We start from the raw sequence: 14,875 nt of genomic DNA, 5'->3' as shown, positions 1-14,875 counted from the left end.
GGACCGGTTGAACGATGGAGTGGCTGGCGCTCAGTCCGGAGGAATGGGTCGCCGTCAGCCTCTCCCTCAAGGTCTCGATCTGGGCGACGCTGGTCAGCCTGCCGATCGGCATCGTCGTCGCCCACATCCTCGCCCGGCGCGAGTTCATCGGCAAATCGGTGCTCAACGGTCTGGTTCATCTGCCGCTGATCCTGCCGCCGGTGGTCACCGGCTATCTGCTGCTGCTCAGCTTCGGGCGCAGGGGGCCGGTCGGCTCGCTGCTCGAATCCTGCTGCGGGCTGGTGTTCTCGTTCCGGTGGACCGGCGCCGCGCTCGCCTGCGGGGTGATGGCGTTTCCGTTGATGGTGCGCGCGATCCGTCTCTCGATCGAGGCCGTTGACCGCAAGCTGGAGGCCGCGGCGGGAACGCTGGGGGCGAACCCGGTGATGGTCTTCATGACCGTGACCCTGCCGCTGATCCTGCCGGGCATCGTGGCCGGCGCCATCCTCGCCTTCGCCAAGGCGATGGGCGAGTTCGGCGCGACGATCACCTTCGTCTCCAACATTCCCGGCGAGACGCAGACGCTGCCGTCGGCGATCTACACCTTCACGCAGGTGCCGGGCGGGGAGCTCGGCGCGATGCGCCTGACGCTGGTCTCGATCGCCATCGCGATGGTCGCCCTCGTCGCCTCGGAGATCCTGGCGCGGCGGATCAGCCGGCGGATCGGCGCCTGATGGCGGTCGAGGTCGAGATCCGGCAAAGGCTCGGCGCGTTCGCGCTTGATGTCGCCTTCGCGAGCGCCGGACGGCTGACCGCCCTGTTCGGTCCGTCCGGTTCCGGCAAGACCTCGATCGTCAACGCCATTGCCGGGCTGACGCTACCGGAGGGCGGCAAGGTCGCGGTGGACGGACGTGTGCTCTTCGACGCCGAGCGGCGCATTTTCCTGCCGCCGCACCGCCGACGGATCGGCTATGTCTTCCAGGACGCGCGGCTGTTTCCGCACCTCACCGTGTCGCAGAACCTGCGCTACGGGCGCTTCTTCACGCCGGCGGCGGAGCGGTATGCCGATGTCTCGAAGGTGGTCGAGCTGCTCGGCATCGGCCATCTGGTGGAGCGGCGTCCCTCCGGCCTTTCAGGCGGCGAAAGGCAGCGGGTGGCGATCGGCCGGGCGCTGATCGCGAGCCCGCGGCTTTTGCTGATGGACGAGCCGCTGGCCGCGCTGGACGATGCGCGCAAGGCCGAGATATTGCCCTATGTCGAGCGACTGCGCGACGAGACGCAGATCCCCATCGTCTATGTCAGCCATTCCGTCGCCGAGATCGCGCGGCTCGCCAGCGATGTGGTGCTGCTGTCCGATGGCAGGGTGACGGCGGCAGGGCCGGTCAACGATATCCTGCCGCGCTTCGACCTCCTGCCGGATTCCGAGCGCGGCGAGGCGGGCGCGCTGGTGCGGCTCGAAGTGGTGAGGCGCGACGACGGCTTTGGCCTGTCGCTGATGCGCTCCTCGGGTGGCGAATGGCGCCTGCCGCGGGTCGCGGCGGAGGAGGGGACGCGTCTGACGGTGCGGGTCAGGGCAAGGGACGTCATGATCGCGACCGAGAAGCCGGCCGGCGTCAGCGCCCTCAACGTCCTGGAAGGCACGATCGCCGGGGTCGACAGCGTCGGCGACAGCGAGGCGCTCGTGACGATCCTGTCCGGATCGGACCGCCTCTCGGCGCGCGTGACGGGTAGGTCGGTGCAGCAGCTCGGGCTCGAGCCCGGCAAGCCCGTCTTCGCCATCGTCAAATCCGTCTCGCTGGACGGCGCCGCGACCGCCCGCCGTTGACGGCGCCGCGGGCCCCGCGCGTTGCAGCTGCCGGCCATCGATATATACTGGATGGAATAACGATCGGAGCCGTCCATGCCGTCGCTCAGCCTGCGCATCAACCTCGATCCAGACGGACGTATCGGCCCCGGCAAGATCGAGCTTCTGGAGCAGATAGCCGCCTTCGGCTCGATCTCGGCCGGCGCGCGGCAGATGAACATGTCCTACAAGCATGCCTGGGACCTGGTCGAGGAGATGAACGGCATCTTCGGCAAGCCGGTCGTGGCGGCGCAGACCGGCGGCAGGCGCGGCGGCGGCGCGGAGCTCACCGCCGTCGGGCGTGCGGTCGTCAGCCGCTTCCGCGCCATCGAGCAGGCGGCCACCGCGGCGGCCGAGCAACATATGAACGCGCTGCAGGCGGAAATCGCCGCCGGCTAGGCCGCTTTGACGGAGGTCAATACGGGTCGCCTACAATGTCGTAAGGTGAAGCCATGAAAAAGACAGCTCTCCTTCCACTCGTCACCTATCCCGAGCCGCTTCCGGGCGAAGCGCTCGCTGCGAGCGTGGAGTTCGCCTCCAAGGCGGGCTTCGACCTCTTCGCTCTTTCGCTGGAGGCAGACTTTCCCGACGTCGCCAATGCGCTGTCGCGCCTGCTGCTCGATGTGCCCGAGATGATCCGAAGAGCTGAGGCGCAGAGCCGGATGGGCGGCGAGGCGTTGCTCAAGGCTGTTGCCACGCTCGCTACGCAACACGGCGTCGAGAGCGAAGCCGGCCGCCGCCGTTCGGCGCAGGAGCTTGCGGGTGACGCGGCCGCGGAAGAGGCACGCTATTTCGATCTCAGTGTGGTCCCCATGCCGAAGGTCGGCGAACAGGGCCGGGCGATCGCGGAGGCCATCGTGTTCGGATCAGGCCGGCCGACGATCCTGGTGCCCGAAGCCCTGGTGGTGCGCGGCCTTCGCCGGGCCGTGGTGGCGTGGGACGGCTCGCGCGTTGCAGCGCGCGCGGTCAACGACATGCTCTCGCTGTTCGGCGGGATGGATCAGGTGACGATCGTCTCCGTCCTCAACGAGAAGCCATTGCCCGCCGACGACCTTGGCGACAGGCTCGCGGCGCATCTGATCAAGCGTGGCGTGCCGGCACGCGCGCTGGCGGTCGAGCTGGAGGACCAGCCGATCGGAGCGACCTTGCAGGACTTCGCAATCCAGGACGGCGCCGGGCTGCTCGCGATGGGCGCCTACGGCCATTCGCGGCTGCGCGAATTCGTCCTCGGCGGCGCCACGCGCACGATCCTGGAGGACGTGCGCCTGCCGGTGCTGATGTCGCACTGAGCAGGCGTTACACCAGCCCGCGCTTCTCCATCATCGCCTGCGGCGAGGGCATGCGGCCGCGGAAGGCGGTGTAGAGTTCTTCCGGGTCGGCCGAGCCGCCGGCGGCATAGATGTGCCGTTTCAGCCTCGCGGCGAGGTCTGGGTTGAATGGATCGTTCGTCTCTTCGAACGCCGCGAAAGCATCGGCGTCGAGCACTTCCGACCACATGTAGGAGTAGTAGCCGGCTGAGTATCCGTCGCCAGCGAAGACGTGCTGGAAGTGCGGCGTGCGGTGCCGCATCACGATCGCATCCGGCATGTTGAGCCGCGCCAGCGTCTCGGCCTCGAAAGCCATCGGGTCGGCCGGCGCGTCGGCACGGGCGTGATAGGCCATGTCGACCAAAGCGGAGGAGGTGAATTCGACGGTGTTGAAGCCTGCGTTGAAGTTGCGCGCGGCCTCCATCTTGGCGATCAGCTCCTCCGGCATCGGCTTGCCGGTCCTGTAATGCAGCGCATGGCGCGCCAGAACCGCCGGAACCGTCAGCCAGTGCTCGTAAAGCTGCGACGGCAGTTCGACGAAGTCGCGCGATACCGAGGTGCCAGAGATCGACGGCCAGCGGACGTCCGTCAGCATGCCGTGAAGTCCGTGGCCGAACTCGTGGAACAGCGTCCGCGCCTCGTCCAGCGACAGAAGCGCCGGCTCGCCGGGAGCGGGCTTGGCGAAGTTCATGACGTTGTAGACGATCGGCAGCGAGCCCGCGCCCAGCGTGTAGCCGGATTCGAGGCTGCTCATCCACGCGCCGGAGCGCTTTGTCGGACGGGCGAAATAGTCGGCGAGGAACGTGGCGATGCGGTCGCCCTCACGGCTGCGCACCTCGAACACGCGCACGTCCGGATGCCAGGCGGTGATGTCCGGCCGCTCGACGAAGGAAACGCCGAACAGCCGCGAGGCCACGTCGAAGGCGGCGTCGATCACGCGTTCGAGCTGGAGGTAGGGCTTCAGCTCGGCCTCGTCGAAGGCGAACTTCTCGGCCCGCAGCTTCTCGGCATAATAGCGCCAGTCCCACGGCGCGATCGCATGGTTGCGGCCCTCGGCGGCGGCGATGCGGGCGAGTTCGGCCTGGTCGGCGGCGGCCTTCTCCAGCGCCTTCTCCCAGACCGGTTCGAGCAGGCCCATCACCGCCGGCGGGGTCTTGGCCATCGTGTCGTCCAGCTTGAGGGCGGCGAAATTCTCGTAGCCGAGAAGCTTCGCCTTCTCGGCGCGCAGTTCGAGCGTGCGGCGGACGATGTCGCGGTTGTCGGTCGGGCCCGGGTTCTCGCCCCGGCCGGCGAAGGCGCGGAACGCTTTCTCGCGCAGGTCGCGGCGGCCGGAGAAGGACATGAAGGGCTCGTAGATCGAGCGCGACAGGGTAACGGCGAAACGGCCTTCCTCGCCGCGCGCCCGGGCGGCTTCCGCCATCGAGGAACGCAGGAACTCCGGTAGGTCGTCGACGTCCTCGGCCTGGAGGATCATGGCCCAGCCCTTCTCGTCGGCGAGAAGGTTCTGGCTGAATGCCGCGCCGAGCGAGGCAAGTTCCTCGCCGATCGCGGCGAGGCGCGCCTTGTCTTCGGCGCCCAGCTTCGCGCCGGCGCGCACGAAGCGCTTCCAGGTCTTTTCGAGCACGCGCAGCGTCTCGGCGTCGAGGCCGAGTTCGGCGCGCCGCGAATAGAGCGAATCGATGCGGGCGAAGAGCCGGTCGTTCATGTAGATCGCCGAGAAATGCCGCGACATCTTCGGCGCGATCTCACGCTCCAGCGCCTGGATGGTCTCGTTGGTGTGCGCGCCCGCGCGGGCCCAGAACAGGGCGGAGACGCGGCTCAACGGATCGCCCGCGAGCTCAAGTGCTGCGAGCGTGTTCTCGATCGTCGGCTCCTCGGCATTGCCGGCGATCGCGTCTATCTCAGCGCCATGGGCCGACAGGGCAGCCTCGAACGCGGGCGCGTAATCACCGTCGTCGATCCGCTCGAATTCCGGCAGGCTGATCTCGCCCGTCCAGCGGGTGAGGGGATGCGAAGCGAGATCGAGCGGGTGGGCGGTCATGGAAGATGCTCCGGGAGGGACATGCTGCGAGGCATGTAATCGCTGCGGCGGCGCGGGACAACCGCTTGACGCGGAACGGCAGACGCACTATGGCCCGCTTATTATCAGTATGGCTTACTAATTCCGACCCAGATGGCTCTTCTCCAAGACCCGGATTCATTCGGCTTCCTGATCGCCGACGTGTCGCGGCTTATGCGTGCGGAGTTCGACCGGCGCATCGGCGAGGCAGGCATCGGCGTGACGCCGGGCGAGGCGCGTGCGCTCTCCAACGCGTTTCGCGCCGGCGTCGTGCGCCAGACGGTACTTGCCGAGCGGATGGGTGTCGAGGCGATGACGCTGAGCACCTATCTCGATCGGCTCGAAGCCCGTGGCCTCGTCCAGCGTCAGCCCGATCCGACCGACAGGCGCGCAAAGCTCATTCACCTGACGGACGAGGCGCATGTGGTGCTGGAGAAGATCCAGATCATCGGCGCCAGCGTGCGGGTCGATGTCGCCACGAGGATCAGCCCGTCGGAATGGGAGCAGCTCAATTCGGCGCTGCGGCATGCCCGCGACAGCCTCAACCAGCTTCGCCTCGAGGCGAACAAGCGGGAAAGCGACGCCGCATGAACATGATGCAGGCTCCGGTGGCGATGCCGCCCTTGATGTCGGAGCGGCGCGTCGCGATCATCGGCGCGATGCTGGTCGCGCTCGGACCGGTCTCGATGGCGCTCTACACGCCGGCAATGCCCGAGATCGTGCGCGCCTTCGGCACGACGGAGGCGGCGGTCAAGCTGACGCTTTCGATGTATTTCGCCGGCTTTGCCATCGCGCAGCTCTTCTGCGGGCCGCTGTCGGACGGATTTGGCCGGCGGCCCGTCACCGTGGCGTTCATGGGGATTTATCTCGTCGCGAGCACGCTGGCGCTGTTCTCCCCCAACGTCCACGTGCTGATCGCCGCGCGTTTCCTTCAGGGCGTGGGGGCTGCCGCCGGAATCGCGATCTCGCGCGCCATCGTGCGCGATCTCTTCACCAACGAATCGTCCGCCAGGATCATGAACCTGATCGGCATCATCCTGGCGATCGGGCCGGCCTTCTCCCCCGTCATCGGCGGCGTGACGATGGAATTGTTCGGCTGGCACGCGATCTTCGTCCTGATGGTGGCTTTCGGCGCGGTGATCATCCTGATCGCGACATTCTCCCTGCAGGAGACAGTGACGCGTGACCTCAGCCGCATCCGCCCGATGGCGATCCTGCGGTCCTACAAGTCGCTGCTCGCCAGCCGTTCCTTCATGTATCCGAGCCTCATGCTCGGCGGCACGGTGGGCGCGCTCTACACCCTCGCGACCATGCTTCCCTTTGTCCTGATCGAGCGCGTCGGGCTGACGGCGACGCAGTTCGGCCTGTCGATGCTGATGCAGTCGGGGTCCTATTTCTTCGGATCGCTCGCCGTGCGGTTCATCATGCCGAAGCTCGGCTCGCATGCGCTCGTCCCGATCGGCCTGGGCTTCGTGGTCCTCGGCAGCATCGCCATCTGCGCGCTGCCGCTGCTGTTCGGTCCGAGCTTCTATACGGTGATGCTGCCGATCGCGTCTTATGCGGTGGGTATCGCCTTCGTGACGCCGGCCCTGACCACGGCGGCGCTTGCGCCCTTTCCGCACATGGCAGGCGCGGCCTCATCGCTTTCAGGCTTCATGCAGATGGGCGGCGGCCTTCTCGGCAGCGCGGTCGCCGTGCTGATCGGGGAGCCCATTCTGGCGATCGCTACCGTGATCCCCACAATGGGGCTGATCACTGTTCTCTGCTGGCTGGGGTTCAGGAAGCTGCCGGACGCTGCGCGGATCGTCCGGCCCCCTAAGGATATCACGATCAGCTGATCACTCGGCTTCAGGCCGCTCGAAGTCGCCGGTTTCGGGATTCATGATCCAGAGTTCGCCGGTCGAGATGTCGAACCAGGCGCCGTGCAATGTGAGCCGCTCCTTCTTTTCGAGGATGCTCACGCACGGAAAGGTGCGCAGATTGGCGATGGAGAAGCGGATCGAGATGCGCTCCAGCGCGGTCTGGCGCTCGGCGGCGGTGAGCATCGTGTTCTTCGACACGTCTTCCGCGGCCGGTGCGACAAGGCTCATCCACTTGCCGATGAAGTCGCCCGGCGACAGGGGCTCCGCCACGGGCGAAAGCGCTGCACGAATGCCGCCGCAGCGTCCGTGGCCCATCACCACGATGTTCTTGACCTTCAGGCTCTGCACCGCGAATTCGAGCGCGGCGGACGTCGAGTGATATTCGCCATCCGGCGAATAGGGCGGCACGAGATTGGCGACGTTGCGGACGACGAAGAGTTCGCCCGGCCCCGCGTCGAAAATCGTCTCTGGCGCGGCGCGGGAATCGCAGCAGGCCACGATCAGCGTCTCCGGCGACTGGCCGCTTCGCGCGAGCTCCCGATAGCGATTCGTTTCGTGTGCGTAACGGCCGCTCATGAAGGACCGATAGCCGTTGAGAAGCTGTTCCGGGAAAGCGCTCATGCAGATGCGATTAGCGGGAATCCGGATCATTCGCAATTGCGAACGATGCACAGCGGGTCAAACCCAGATCGCGATCGGCAGCCCGCAGGAATCCACCAGCGGCGGGTCCGGATACGGCCTCGCCTCGCCCCGTTCGATGCGCGCTGCGATCAGCAGCATCGCGCAGGCGTCGAGCACGTCGTCGTCGCCGGCGCCGCGCGGGGAAGGGCGATCGAGAAACGTCCGTTCGAGCCCGCATTGCGCAAGCAGAGCCCGTCGCTCCTCCATGCCGGGAGCAGACACGCGCCCCTTGACCTTCTTGGGCAGGGACATGGCCTGCATGCCGTTCAGGCGCCAGAACGCGACTTCGGGATGGGATTCGTGGATGCGGCCGCGCAGGTCCGGGCGATCGCGCAGCAGGCCGTCGATCTCGCGGATCTTCGAGAAGATGCCGAACGCCTGGATGGAGATGGACCGCGGCGGATCCGAGGTGGCGCGGGCGATGGCGCTGGAGCGCCGATGCGCCTCGTACCACGCATCGAGCGTAGTGAAGCCGGCGGGTTCGGCATAGACGGCCGCGCGCGAGGGGATCGAGAACACGCTCGACTGCCGCTGGCCGAGGAGAGGCCTGACGGCCATCTCGGGGCCGCGGCCGCCCTTGCGGGTGACGTCGGGCAATCCGATCGGCATGTCCACCGCGATCACCGCATCGTCCGGGAGAGCATCGACCAAGCTTGAGAAACGATCGACGACGACGATCTCATCCTGAGATCCGGGGCGTCTCACGGCTGCCACCCAGCCGGCCTTGCAGCCGTCGACCCCGGCGAGGACGGTGCTCACGCGCGCCGGTTTCTGCCCGGCACGGAAAGATGGCGCGTCTGGACCATCGCCATCGGGTGCGACAGGCTCTGGGCGTCGGTTTCGATCTGCAGCTCGTCGCCGCCGCGCTTGGCCGTGCGGGCGAGAATCTCGAACACGGCGGCTGTGGTCGACTGGAGCGCCTTGTCCGGCGACTGGCCTGACAGGACACGGGCGAGGTAGACCGCCGCCGTGAGGTCGCCAAGCCCGTTCGGCGGCCTGTCGATCATGCGATGCTCGGCGAGCAGCGCTTGCGAGGGCGTCAGCAGGAGGTTGCCGATCGAACCGTTCATCATCGCCGGGGCCGAGGTGACCAGCATGGTCGGGGGCGGGGCGTCTTGCGCCGCCTGAAGCAGGCTGGAGATTTCGTCGAGAGGGGCGCCCGTCATCCAGGCGAGCTCGTAGCGGTTCGGCGTCGCTACGTCCGCGACCGGCACCAGCAGGTCGCGGATTGCGATGGCTGTCGCCTCTGGGACATAGAGCCCGCCCTTGTCGCCCATGACCGGGTCGCAGACATAGAGCGCGCGGGGATTGCGGGCCTTCACGGCCGCGACCAGCGATGCGATCGCCTCGGCCTGCGCTGGATCGCCGAGATATCCGGAGAGGACCGCGCCGACTTCGCCGAGCCAGCGGGCGCCTTCGAGGTCTTTCATCAGCGCGGCGAAATCGGCCGCCGGCGGCACGATGCGCGTGGCGCGGCCATGGCCCGGATGCCAGGGCAGGATCACGGTCGGAACGGCCCAGACGGGAAAGCCCAGCGTTTCGAGAGCGAAGACGGCGGCGCGGTTGCCGACGGAGCCGCGCGCGACGTGGCTGGAGATGACGATTACCGCGCGCGGCGTATCGGTCGTATGGGTCTGCATGCCGGTTCAGCCGCCGAGGATATAGAAGAGGAGCCAGGCCAGGATCGCCAGCGTGATGAGGAAGCCGATTGCGCGGCCGACGCGGGTGCCCCAGACCTCGATGCTGTCGGCCTGATCGACATCGTCGGCGTTGAGATGACCCTTGAGCCGATCGACCCCGCGCCCGACGAAGGAAGCGCCGTCCGCGGACGATTCCTTCGCCACGCGGTCGAGGATGCGGCGCGACTCCGCCTCCGGGTTTTCCTTCCTGTCTGCCATGACGCCACTCTAGCCGGCGCATTCGGTCCTGCACAGGGGACGCTGTCGCCGCCGTTTCCTTCCGTGTGCCGGCGGAGTAATGTGCGCACCGTTCCTGATCCGCATGGATCGACGAGGGGAGATCATGACCGCTTCAATCCAAGCTCCGGCTCTTCGCCTTCCGCGCCTCGGCGCACTCCTGCTCCTTCTGCTCGTCCCGCTGCTTTCGGGCTGTGGCTTCAACACGATCCCCACCGAAGAGGAACGGGCGAAGGCGGCCTGGAGCGAGGTGCTCAACCAGTACCAGCGGCGCGCCGACCTGATCCCGAACCTCGTCGAGACCGTGAAGGGCTATGCGGCCCAGGAAAAGGACGTGCTCGAATCGGTCGTCGAGGCTCGCGCCAAGGCGACCCAGCCGCAAATCCAGGTGACGCCGGAGCAGCTGTCCGATCCCGAGGCTTTCAAGGCGTTCCAGGACAGCCAGGCCGGGCTGACTAGCGCGCTGTCGCGGCTGCTGGCGGTCGTCGAGAACTATCCGGATCTCAAGTCCAACCAGAACTTCCTGGCGCTGCAGGCGCAGCTCGAAGGCACGGAGAACCGGATCGCGGTCGCCCGCCGCGACTATATCGAGGCGGTCCGGGTCTATAACACGACGCTGCGCACCTTCCCGTCGCTGATCTGGGCCAAGCTCTGGTTCACCTCCAACGAGCCGTTCCAGAACTTCACTGTCGCCGAGGACAAGATGGAGGTGCCGAAGGTCGATTTCGGCACGAAGCAGGGCGGCTGAGGCTTAAACCGCCATGCAGTACGCACTCCGCGAGGGCATGAGCGCAGGCGCTCGGCTCCTCGCGGCCGTTTTCCTTGTCGCGTTTTCGCTGCTGCCTGCGTTCACGGCGGAGCTTCTGCCGCTGACCGGTCGCGTGGTCGACCAGGCAGACATGATCGATGCGGCGACCGAGGCCGCGCTGACGGCAAAGCTGGCCGCCTTCGAGCAGAAATCCTCCGACCAGATCGTCGTTGCGACGATGGACAGCCTCGATGGCGAAAGCATCGAGGATTTCGCCAACCGGCAGTTTCGCGCCTGGGGGCTGGGTCAGGCGGGCGAGAACAACGGCATCCTGCTGCTGGTGGCGAAGGACGACCGCAAGATGCGGATCGAGGTCGGCTACGGGCTGGAAGGCACGCTGACCGACCTGCATTCGAAGCTCATCATCGAGAACACGATGGTGCCCGCCTTCCGCGCCGGCGACTTTTCCGGCGGCATCTCGCGGGCGGTCGACGACATCATCATGGTGCTGGAAGGCAATGTTGCCGAACTCGAGGCCCGCGCCGAGCGGAACCAGGACGCGCCGGCGGACATCGACTGGTTCGTCGTCCTCTTCGTCACGCTGTGGGTGACGCTGTTCGTCGGCGGCTTCCTGATCTCCTTCCTGGCGCCGATCTACGGCAAGAAGCTCGGGCCGAACCGCTATCGCTGGCTCGGCATGGACATCACCATCGGCGGGTCGTCTTCGGGCGGAAGCTATTCGGGCGGCTCGTCCGGCTGGTCGTCGGGAAGCTCCGGCGGCGGCTTCTCCGGCGGCGGCGGCTCGTCGGGCGGCGGGGGAGCCTCGGGCGGATGGTAGGAGAGACGGCATGAGCGGCGAGGTCGATCATTCCCGCGTCTCGGCCGCCATCAGGCAGGCCGAGACGTCGACATCCGGCGAGATATTCTGCGTGCTCGCGCGCGCCAGCGACGGCTATTTCCACGTCGCGGCCGCGGTGCTGGCCGGCGCCATCATGGTCCTCAGCCTGCTCGTCGCGCTCTGGCTCGAGTGGGGCTGGCGCCATGTCGAGGCCTCGACCTTCGTGCTGGCGCAATGCCTCGCGTTCGCGGCGGGGGTGATCCTGCTGAAGGCCGTTCCATCGCTGCGCATCCGGCTGGTGCCGAAGCGCGTCCGCTATGCCAAGGCGCACGCCAACGCCATGCGGCAGTTCCTGTCGCGGAACGTGCACACGACAAGCGAGCGGACCGGCGTGCTGATCTTCGTTTCGCTGGCAGAACGCTATGCGGAAGTGGTGGCGGACACCGGCATCAGCGAGAAGGTGCCGCAGTCGGAGTGGAACCGGATCATTGCTGATCTCGTCGTCGCGGCGTCGCAGAAACGGTTGACCGAGGGTTTCGAAAGCGCGGTCGCCGCTGCCGGCGCCCTGCTTGCCACCCATGTGCCGCGCGGAACGCGCGACCGCAACGAGCTCGACGACAGGCTGGTCGAAATCTGAGTGGAAAATCCACCAGCCGGCGCGGCTCGCCGCTTGCGCCGACTCTTCGCACCCGGCTATGGTTAAGCCATTATGAAAACCCTGACCGTAGGCATACGCAGAGCCGAGGAAGATGACGCGGCCGCGATCGCGTCTATTCATCAGGCGGCGTGGCAGGGAGCCTATGCGGGCATCATCCCACATCGCGCACTCACGGCGATGATCAATCGCCGCGGCCAGAGCTGGTGGGCGAGCGCGATCAAGCGGGCGGCTTCCGTGCTGGTGGTCGAGGTGGGCGGCAAGGTCGTCGGCTACGCCACGATCGGCCGCAACAGGTCGCGCGACCTCAAGCAGGAAGGCGAGATCTACGAGCTGTACGTCAGGCCGGAGTACCAGGGCATCGGCCTCGGCACGCGACTCTTCCAGGCCGCGCGCGAACGGCTCAGCGGGCACGGGCTGAAGGGGCTCGTCATCTGGGCGCTGGAAGACAATGCCAATGCGACCTCGTTCTACCACGGCATCGGCGGCCGCGATGTCGCCGAGGGTGTCGAGATCTTCGACCAGAAGGCGCTGCGCAAGATCGCCTTCGTCTGGAAATAATCTGGCCCTGAACGGGTCTGGCCAGGCCTATTCGACGCCAGCCTTGTCCTCGAAATAGCTGGACGCCTCTATTCCCGTCGCGCGTCGCTCGCCATGCCACATCGCCTCGGCGTAGCGACAGGCGAAATCGTGCGCTTCTTCGTCGGCGATCTTGCGCGCCAGCGCATTGGCATCCTTGTTGGCCGTTGCCTCGACATAGCCGACGACGCAAGCGTCTCTCGCATCCTTCTGCCCGACCTTCGAGATCACCAGCACCTGGACTTCCGGCAACGGGTCGCCCTTGTCGTTGGTGCCGGGCGAGACGAACCAGCGCCGGATCGTCGCGAAGGGCGTGGCGCCGTCGAGCCGCCATTCGATCGTGTCGCCGGCATGGTTGAAGCCCGAAAACGTTTCGAAGGCGCCCTTTTCGAACCATGGCCCGAGATGGCCGTAGAAGGCGGATTGCCTGAGGTCGCCCTCGGCGAAGCTGATGCCGTAGTCGCCGTAGCCCTTGCAGGTCCACGATCCGCCGGTTTCATCGGACTGGACCTCACTGCAATCGGTCTCGAAATCGACCTTCTGGTAGGTACTTTCGGCGCCATAAGCGCCGAGCGAGGACGCCAGGAGCATCAAGCCGGCAAGTATGCGCATCGTCCTTTCCTCCGGTGGAGGGCGCATCTTCCGCCGCGTCCGACGCGGCGTCAATTCGGCCGCTTGCGCTGCATCGCACAAAACGATACCGCTGCCCGAAAATTACTGGAGTTCTTTGATGCGCATCGACGCCATTCCGATCGGAAACAATCCGCCCGACGACGTGAACGTCATCATCGAGGTGCCGATCGGCGGACAGCCGATCAAGTACGAGATGAACAAGGAGGCGGGCACGCTGTTCGTCGACCGGTTCCTCTACACGCCGATGGCCTATCCCGGAAACTACGGCTTCGTGCCGCACACGCTGTCGGGCGACGGCGATCCGGTGGACGTGCTCGTCTGCAACACGCGCGAGCTGATGCCCGGCTGCTACATCAATGTCCGTCCGATCGGCGTGCTGATCATGGAGGACAATGCAGGGCAGGACGAGAAGGTCATCGCCGTGCCCACGCCGAAGCTGACGCGGCGCTACGACAAGGTGCTCAACTACACCGACCTGCCGGAGATCACGCTGCAGCAGGTGGCGCATTTCTTCGAGCACTACAAGGATCTCGAGCCCGGCAAGTGGGTGAAGATCGGCGGCTGGCACGACGCCGACTACGCCAAGAAGATGATTGTCGAAGGCATCGAGCGGGCAAAGGCGGCGAAGTAGGCCGCCCGGGCTTCAGCCGCCCACGAGCCGTTCCTCCACGCGTTTCGAGAGCAGCGTCGCGTCGCCCGCGACGCTGACGGTCTTGATGCGCGACGTGGCTCCGCCCGTCACGGAGACCGTGCGGCCGGGCACGCCAAGCCAATCGGCCACCAGCCGCTCCAGCGCTGCATTCGCCGCGCCCTTTTCAGGCACCGCGCGGACGCGGGCGGCAAGATGGGCCGAGCCGTCGGAGGCCGCCGCGACGCCTTCGATCCGGTCGGCCGAGGATTTCGGCGTCAGGCGCACGCGGATGTCGATGCGGCCGGCCGAAAGCCGGACCATGCGCTCCATCTCAGGATAGGAGAGCCGGGGCGACCGTCTGCAGGATGAGCTGGCGGATGAAGAACAGGATCAGCAGCAGGATGATCGGCGAGATGTCGATGCCTCCGAGGTCCGGCAGGAAACGCCGGATCGGGCGGAGCGCCGGCTCGGTCACCTTGTAGAGGAAGTCCCCCACCATGCCGACGAACTGGTTGCGCGAATTGATCACATTGAACGCGTACAGCCAGGAAAAGATCGCCGACAGGATGATCAGCCACCAGTAGATATCGAGCGCCAGGATGATGGTCTGGATAAGGGCCAGCATGAACGTCTCCGTGATCGTCGGGCAGATGTAGCCATTGCGGGCGGAAGCGGCAAGGGCAGCCGGAATCCGGCGCGTAACGCGCTTGACAGAACCGGGCCCCGGCACATAAATGCCGGCCATCCGTCGGACGGGGCTGTAGCTCAGCTGGGAGAGCGCGTCGTTCGCAATGACGAGGTCAGGGGTTCGATCCCCCTCAGCTCCACCAACGGCGGATAGTTGAAGCCCAGACCATATGAGTCAGGCGGGAATTTCATCAAGCTGGCCAAGAATCCGGACGCCGTGTTTCACGTGCTCTTTGCAGCCAACAAGTCGAGACATATCAATTGGCTATTGAGCTGACGGCCGCCAGATCCGCTCTGGTGAGCGATCAGTTTCATCGACGCACTTGGCCCGAAAAACGCTGATCGCTGATATTTTGGTCGGCTGACCCGATTGCAAAGTTTGAGCCAGCGCGTTTTCAGTTTGACAAGGATCGAGTTCCTTGCAACCTTCGTCTCAATATTGAGACAACGGGCTCGG

Annotated in this window: 19 protein-coding genes and 1 tRNA gene; 12 read left to right on the top strand and 8 right to left on the bottom strand. The window is 66.3% G+C overall.

Annotated elements, in window-relative coordinates:
* The first annotated feature begins 14 nt into the window (after window positions 1-14).
* The 4 genes from modB to B9Z03_RS27505 all read left to right on the top strand — a co-directional run bounded on the left by modB (window position 15) and on the right by B9Z03_RS27505 (window position 3,111).
* On the top strand, window positions 15-713 hold the full coding sequence (modB, locus tag B9Z03_RS27520; RefSeq protein ID WP_085467158.1) for a molybdate ABC transporter permease subunit: 699 nt from the start codon (window positions 15-17) through the stop codon (window positions 711-713).
* Entirely contained in the window at window positions 713-1,804 is a 1,092-nt protein-coding gene (gene modC / locus B9Z03_RS27515; RefSeq protein ID WP_085467157.1) for a molybdenum ABC transporter ATP-binding protein, read from the top strand. The genes modB and modC overlap by 1 nt, the downstream gene beginning before the upstream one ends.
* A gap of 75 nt (window positions 1,805-1,879) precedes the next feature.
* Window positions 1,880-2,221: a winged helix-turn-helix domain-containing protein gene (locus B9Z03_RS27510; protein ID WP_085467156.1), complete on the top strand. Its 342-nt coding sequence runs from the start codon at window positions 1,880-1,882 to the stop codon at window positions 2,219-2,221.
* A gap of 53 nt (window positions 2,222-2,274) precedes the next feature.
* A complete protein-coding gene (locus B9Z03_RS27505; protein WP_085467155.1) occupies window positions 2,275-3,111 on the top strand; it encodes a universal stress protein in 837 nt (278 codons plus the stop codon).
* A 7-nt stretch (window positions 3,112-3,118) separates the two neighbouring features.
* On the opposite strand, the gene B9Z03_RS27500 is transcribed toward B9Z03_RS27505, so the two are convergent.
* Window positions 3,119-5,170 (bottom strand): M3 family metallopeptidase, encoded by a 2,052-nt coding sequence (locus tag B9Z03_RS27500; protein WP_085467154.1) that lies wholly within the window; start codon window positions 5,168-5,170, stop codon window positions 3,119-3,121.
* A 132-nt stretch (window positions 5,171-5,302) separates the two neighbouring features.
* On the opposite strand from B9Z03_RS27500, the gene B9Z03_RS27495 reads away from it, so the two are divergent.
* Together B9Z03_RS27495 and B9Z03_RS27490 are read left to right on the top strand one after the other, a co-directional pair.
* The gene (locus B9Z03_RS27495; protein ID WP_085467153.1) at window positions 5,303-5,779 is read left to right on the top strand and encodes a MarR family winged helix-turn-helix transcriptional regulator; all 477 of its coding nucleotides are present in this window, start codon (window positions 5,303-5,305) and stop codon (window positions 5,777-5,779) included.
* Window positions 5,776-7,026, top strand: coding sequence for a multidrug effflux MFS transporter (locus tag B9Z03_RS27490; RefSeq protein ID WP_085467152.1), 1,251 nt, complete (start codon window positions 5,776-5,778; stop codon window positions 7,024-7,026). The genes B9Z03_RS27495 and B9Z03_RS27490 overlap by 4 nt, the downstream gene beginning before the upstream one ends.
* On the opposite strand, the gene B9Z03_RS27485 is transcribed toward B9Z03_RS27490, so the two are convergent.
* Genes B9Z03_RS27485 through B9Z03_RS27470 form a run of 4 tightly spaced genes read right to left on the bottom strand, consistent with a single transcriptional unit; the run spans window position 7,027 to window position 9,629 of the window.
* The gene (locus tag B9Z03_RS27485; protein WP_085467151.1) at window positions 7,027-7,671 is read right to left on the bottom strand and encodes a carbonic anhydrase; all 645 of its coding nucleotides are present in this window, start codon (window positions 7,669-7,671) and stop codon (window positions 7,027-7,029) included.
* Window positions 7,672-7,728: 57 nt separating this feature from the next.
* Window positions 7,729-8,490 (bottom strand): DUF429 domain-containing protein, encoded by a 762-nt coding sequence (locus B9Z03_RS27480; protein ID WP_085467150.1) that lies wholly within the window; start codon window positions 8,488-8,490, stop codon window positions 7,729-7,731.
* On the bottom strand, window positions 8,487-9,371 hold the full coding sequence (gene pdxY, locus B9Z03_RS27475) for a pyridoxal kinase PdxY (protein WP_085467149.1): 885 nt from the start codon (window positions 9,369-9,371) through the stop codon (window positions 8,487-8,489). The genes B9Z03_RS27480 and pdxY overlap by 4 nt, the downstream gene beginning before the upstream one ends.
* A 6-nt stretch (window positions 9,372-9,377) precedes the next feature.
* On the bottom strand, window positions 9,378-9,629 hold the full coding sequence (locus B9Z03_RS27470) for a hypothetical protein (protein ID WP_085467148.1): 252 nt from the start codon (window positions 9,627-9,629) through the stop codon (window positions 9,378-9,380).
* A 124-nt stretch (window positions 9,630-9,753) separates the two neighbouring features.
* Between B9Z03_RS27470 and B9Z03_RS27465 the strand changes: the two genes are divergently transcribed.
* The 4 genes from B9Z03_RS27465 (at window position 9,754) to B9Z03_RS27450 (ending at window position 12,449) form a co-directional block, all read left to right on the top strand.
* Complete coding sequence (locus B9Z03_RS27465) at window positions 9,754-10,395, top strand: LemA family protein (RefSeq protein ID WP_085467895.1); 642 nt, start codon at window positions 9,754-9,756, stop codon at window positions 10,393-10,395.
* Window positions 10,396-10,408: 13 nt separating this feature from the next.
* The gene (locus B9Z03_RS27460) at window positions 10,409-11,233 is read left to right on the top strand and encodes a TPM domain-containing protein (RefSeq protein ID WP_085467147.1); all 825 of its coding nucleotides are present in this window, start codon (window positions 10,409-10,411) and stop codon (window positions 11,231-11,233) included.
* Between the two features lie 10 nt (window positions 11,234-11,243).
* Window positions 11,244-11,870 (top strand): TPM domain-containing protein, encoded by a 627-nt coding sequence (locus B9Z03_RS27455; RefSeq protein WP_085467146.1) that lies wholly within the window; start codon window positions 11,244-11,246, stop codon window positions 11,868-11,870.
* A 72-nt stretch (window positions 11,871-11,942) separates the two neighbouring features.
* Window positions 11,943-12,449: a GNAT family N-acetyltransferase gene (locus B9Z03_RS27450; RefSeq protein WP_085467145.1), complete on the top strand. Its 507-nt coding sequence runs from the start codon at window positions 11,943-11,945 to the stop codon at window positions 12,447-12,449.
* A 27-nt stretch (window positions 12,450-12,476) separates the two neighbouring features.
* Here the strand turns inward: B9Z03_RS27450 and B9Z03_RS27445 are convergent, their stop codons facing one another.
* Window positions 12,477-13,079: a hypothetical protein gene (locus B9Z03_RS27445; protein WP_085467144.1), complete on the bottom strand. Its 603-nt coding sequence runs from the start codon at window positions 13,077-13,079 to the stop codon at window positions 12,477-12,479.
* Between the two features lie 118 nt (window positions 13,080-13,197).
* Between B9Z03_RS27445 and ppa the strand changes: the two genes are divergently transcribed.
* Window positions 13,198-13,731 (top strand): inorganic diphosphatase, encoded by a 534-nt coding sequence (gene ppa, locus B9Z03_RS27440; RefSeq protein WP_085467143.1) that lies wholly within the window; start codon window positions 13,198-13,200, stop codon window positions 13,729-13,731.
* A 12-nt stretch (window positions 13,732-13,743) separates the two neighbouring features.
* On the opposite strand, the gene B9Z03_RS27435 is transcribed toward ppa, so the two are convergent.
* Window positions 13,744-14,061 carry a DUF167 family protein gene (locus tag B9Z03_RS27435; RefSeq protein WP_085467142.1) on the bottom strand — a complete coding sequence of 106 codons (318 nt, stop codon included), beginning with the start codon at window positions 14,059-14,061 and terminating at the stop codon, window positions 13,744-13,746.
* A 1-nt stretch (window position 14,062) separates the two neighbouring features.
* On the bottom strand, window positions 14,063-14,356 hold the full coding sequence (locus B9Z03_RS27430; RefSeq protein WP_176247660.1) for a YggT family protein: 294 nt from the start codon (window positions 14,354-14,356) through the stop codon (window positions 14,063-14,065).
* A gap of 129 nt (window positions 14,357-14,485) precedes the next feature.
* Between B9Z03_RS27430 and B9Z03_RS27425 the strand changes: the two genes are divergently transcribed.
* Window positions 14,486-14,561: transfer RNA gene (locus tag B9Z03_RS27425), tRNA-Ala, on the top strand.
* Window positions 14,562-14,875: the final 314 nt, after the last annotated feature.

Origin of the sequence: Mesorhizobium australicum (assembly GCF_900177325.1) — a bacterium.
In the GTDB taxonomy this organism is placed as follows: domain Bacteria; phylum Pseudomonadota; class Alphaproteobacteria; order Rhizobiales; family Rhizobiaceae; genus Mesorhizobium_A; species Mesorhizobium_A australicum_A.
Note: the sequence above shows the minus strand (reverse complement) of the source record. Positions and strands in the feature narration are given on the sequence as shown.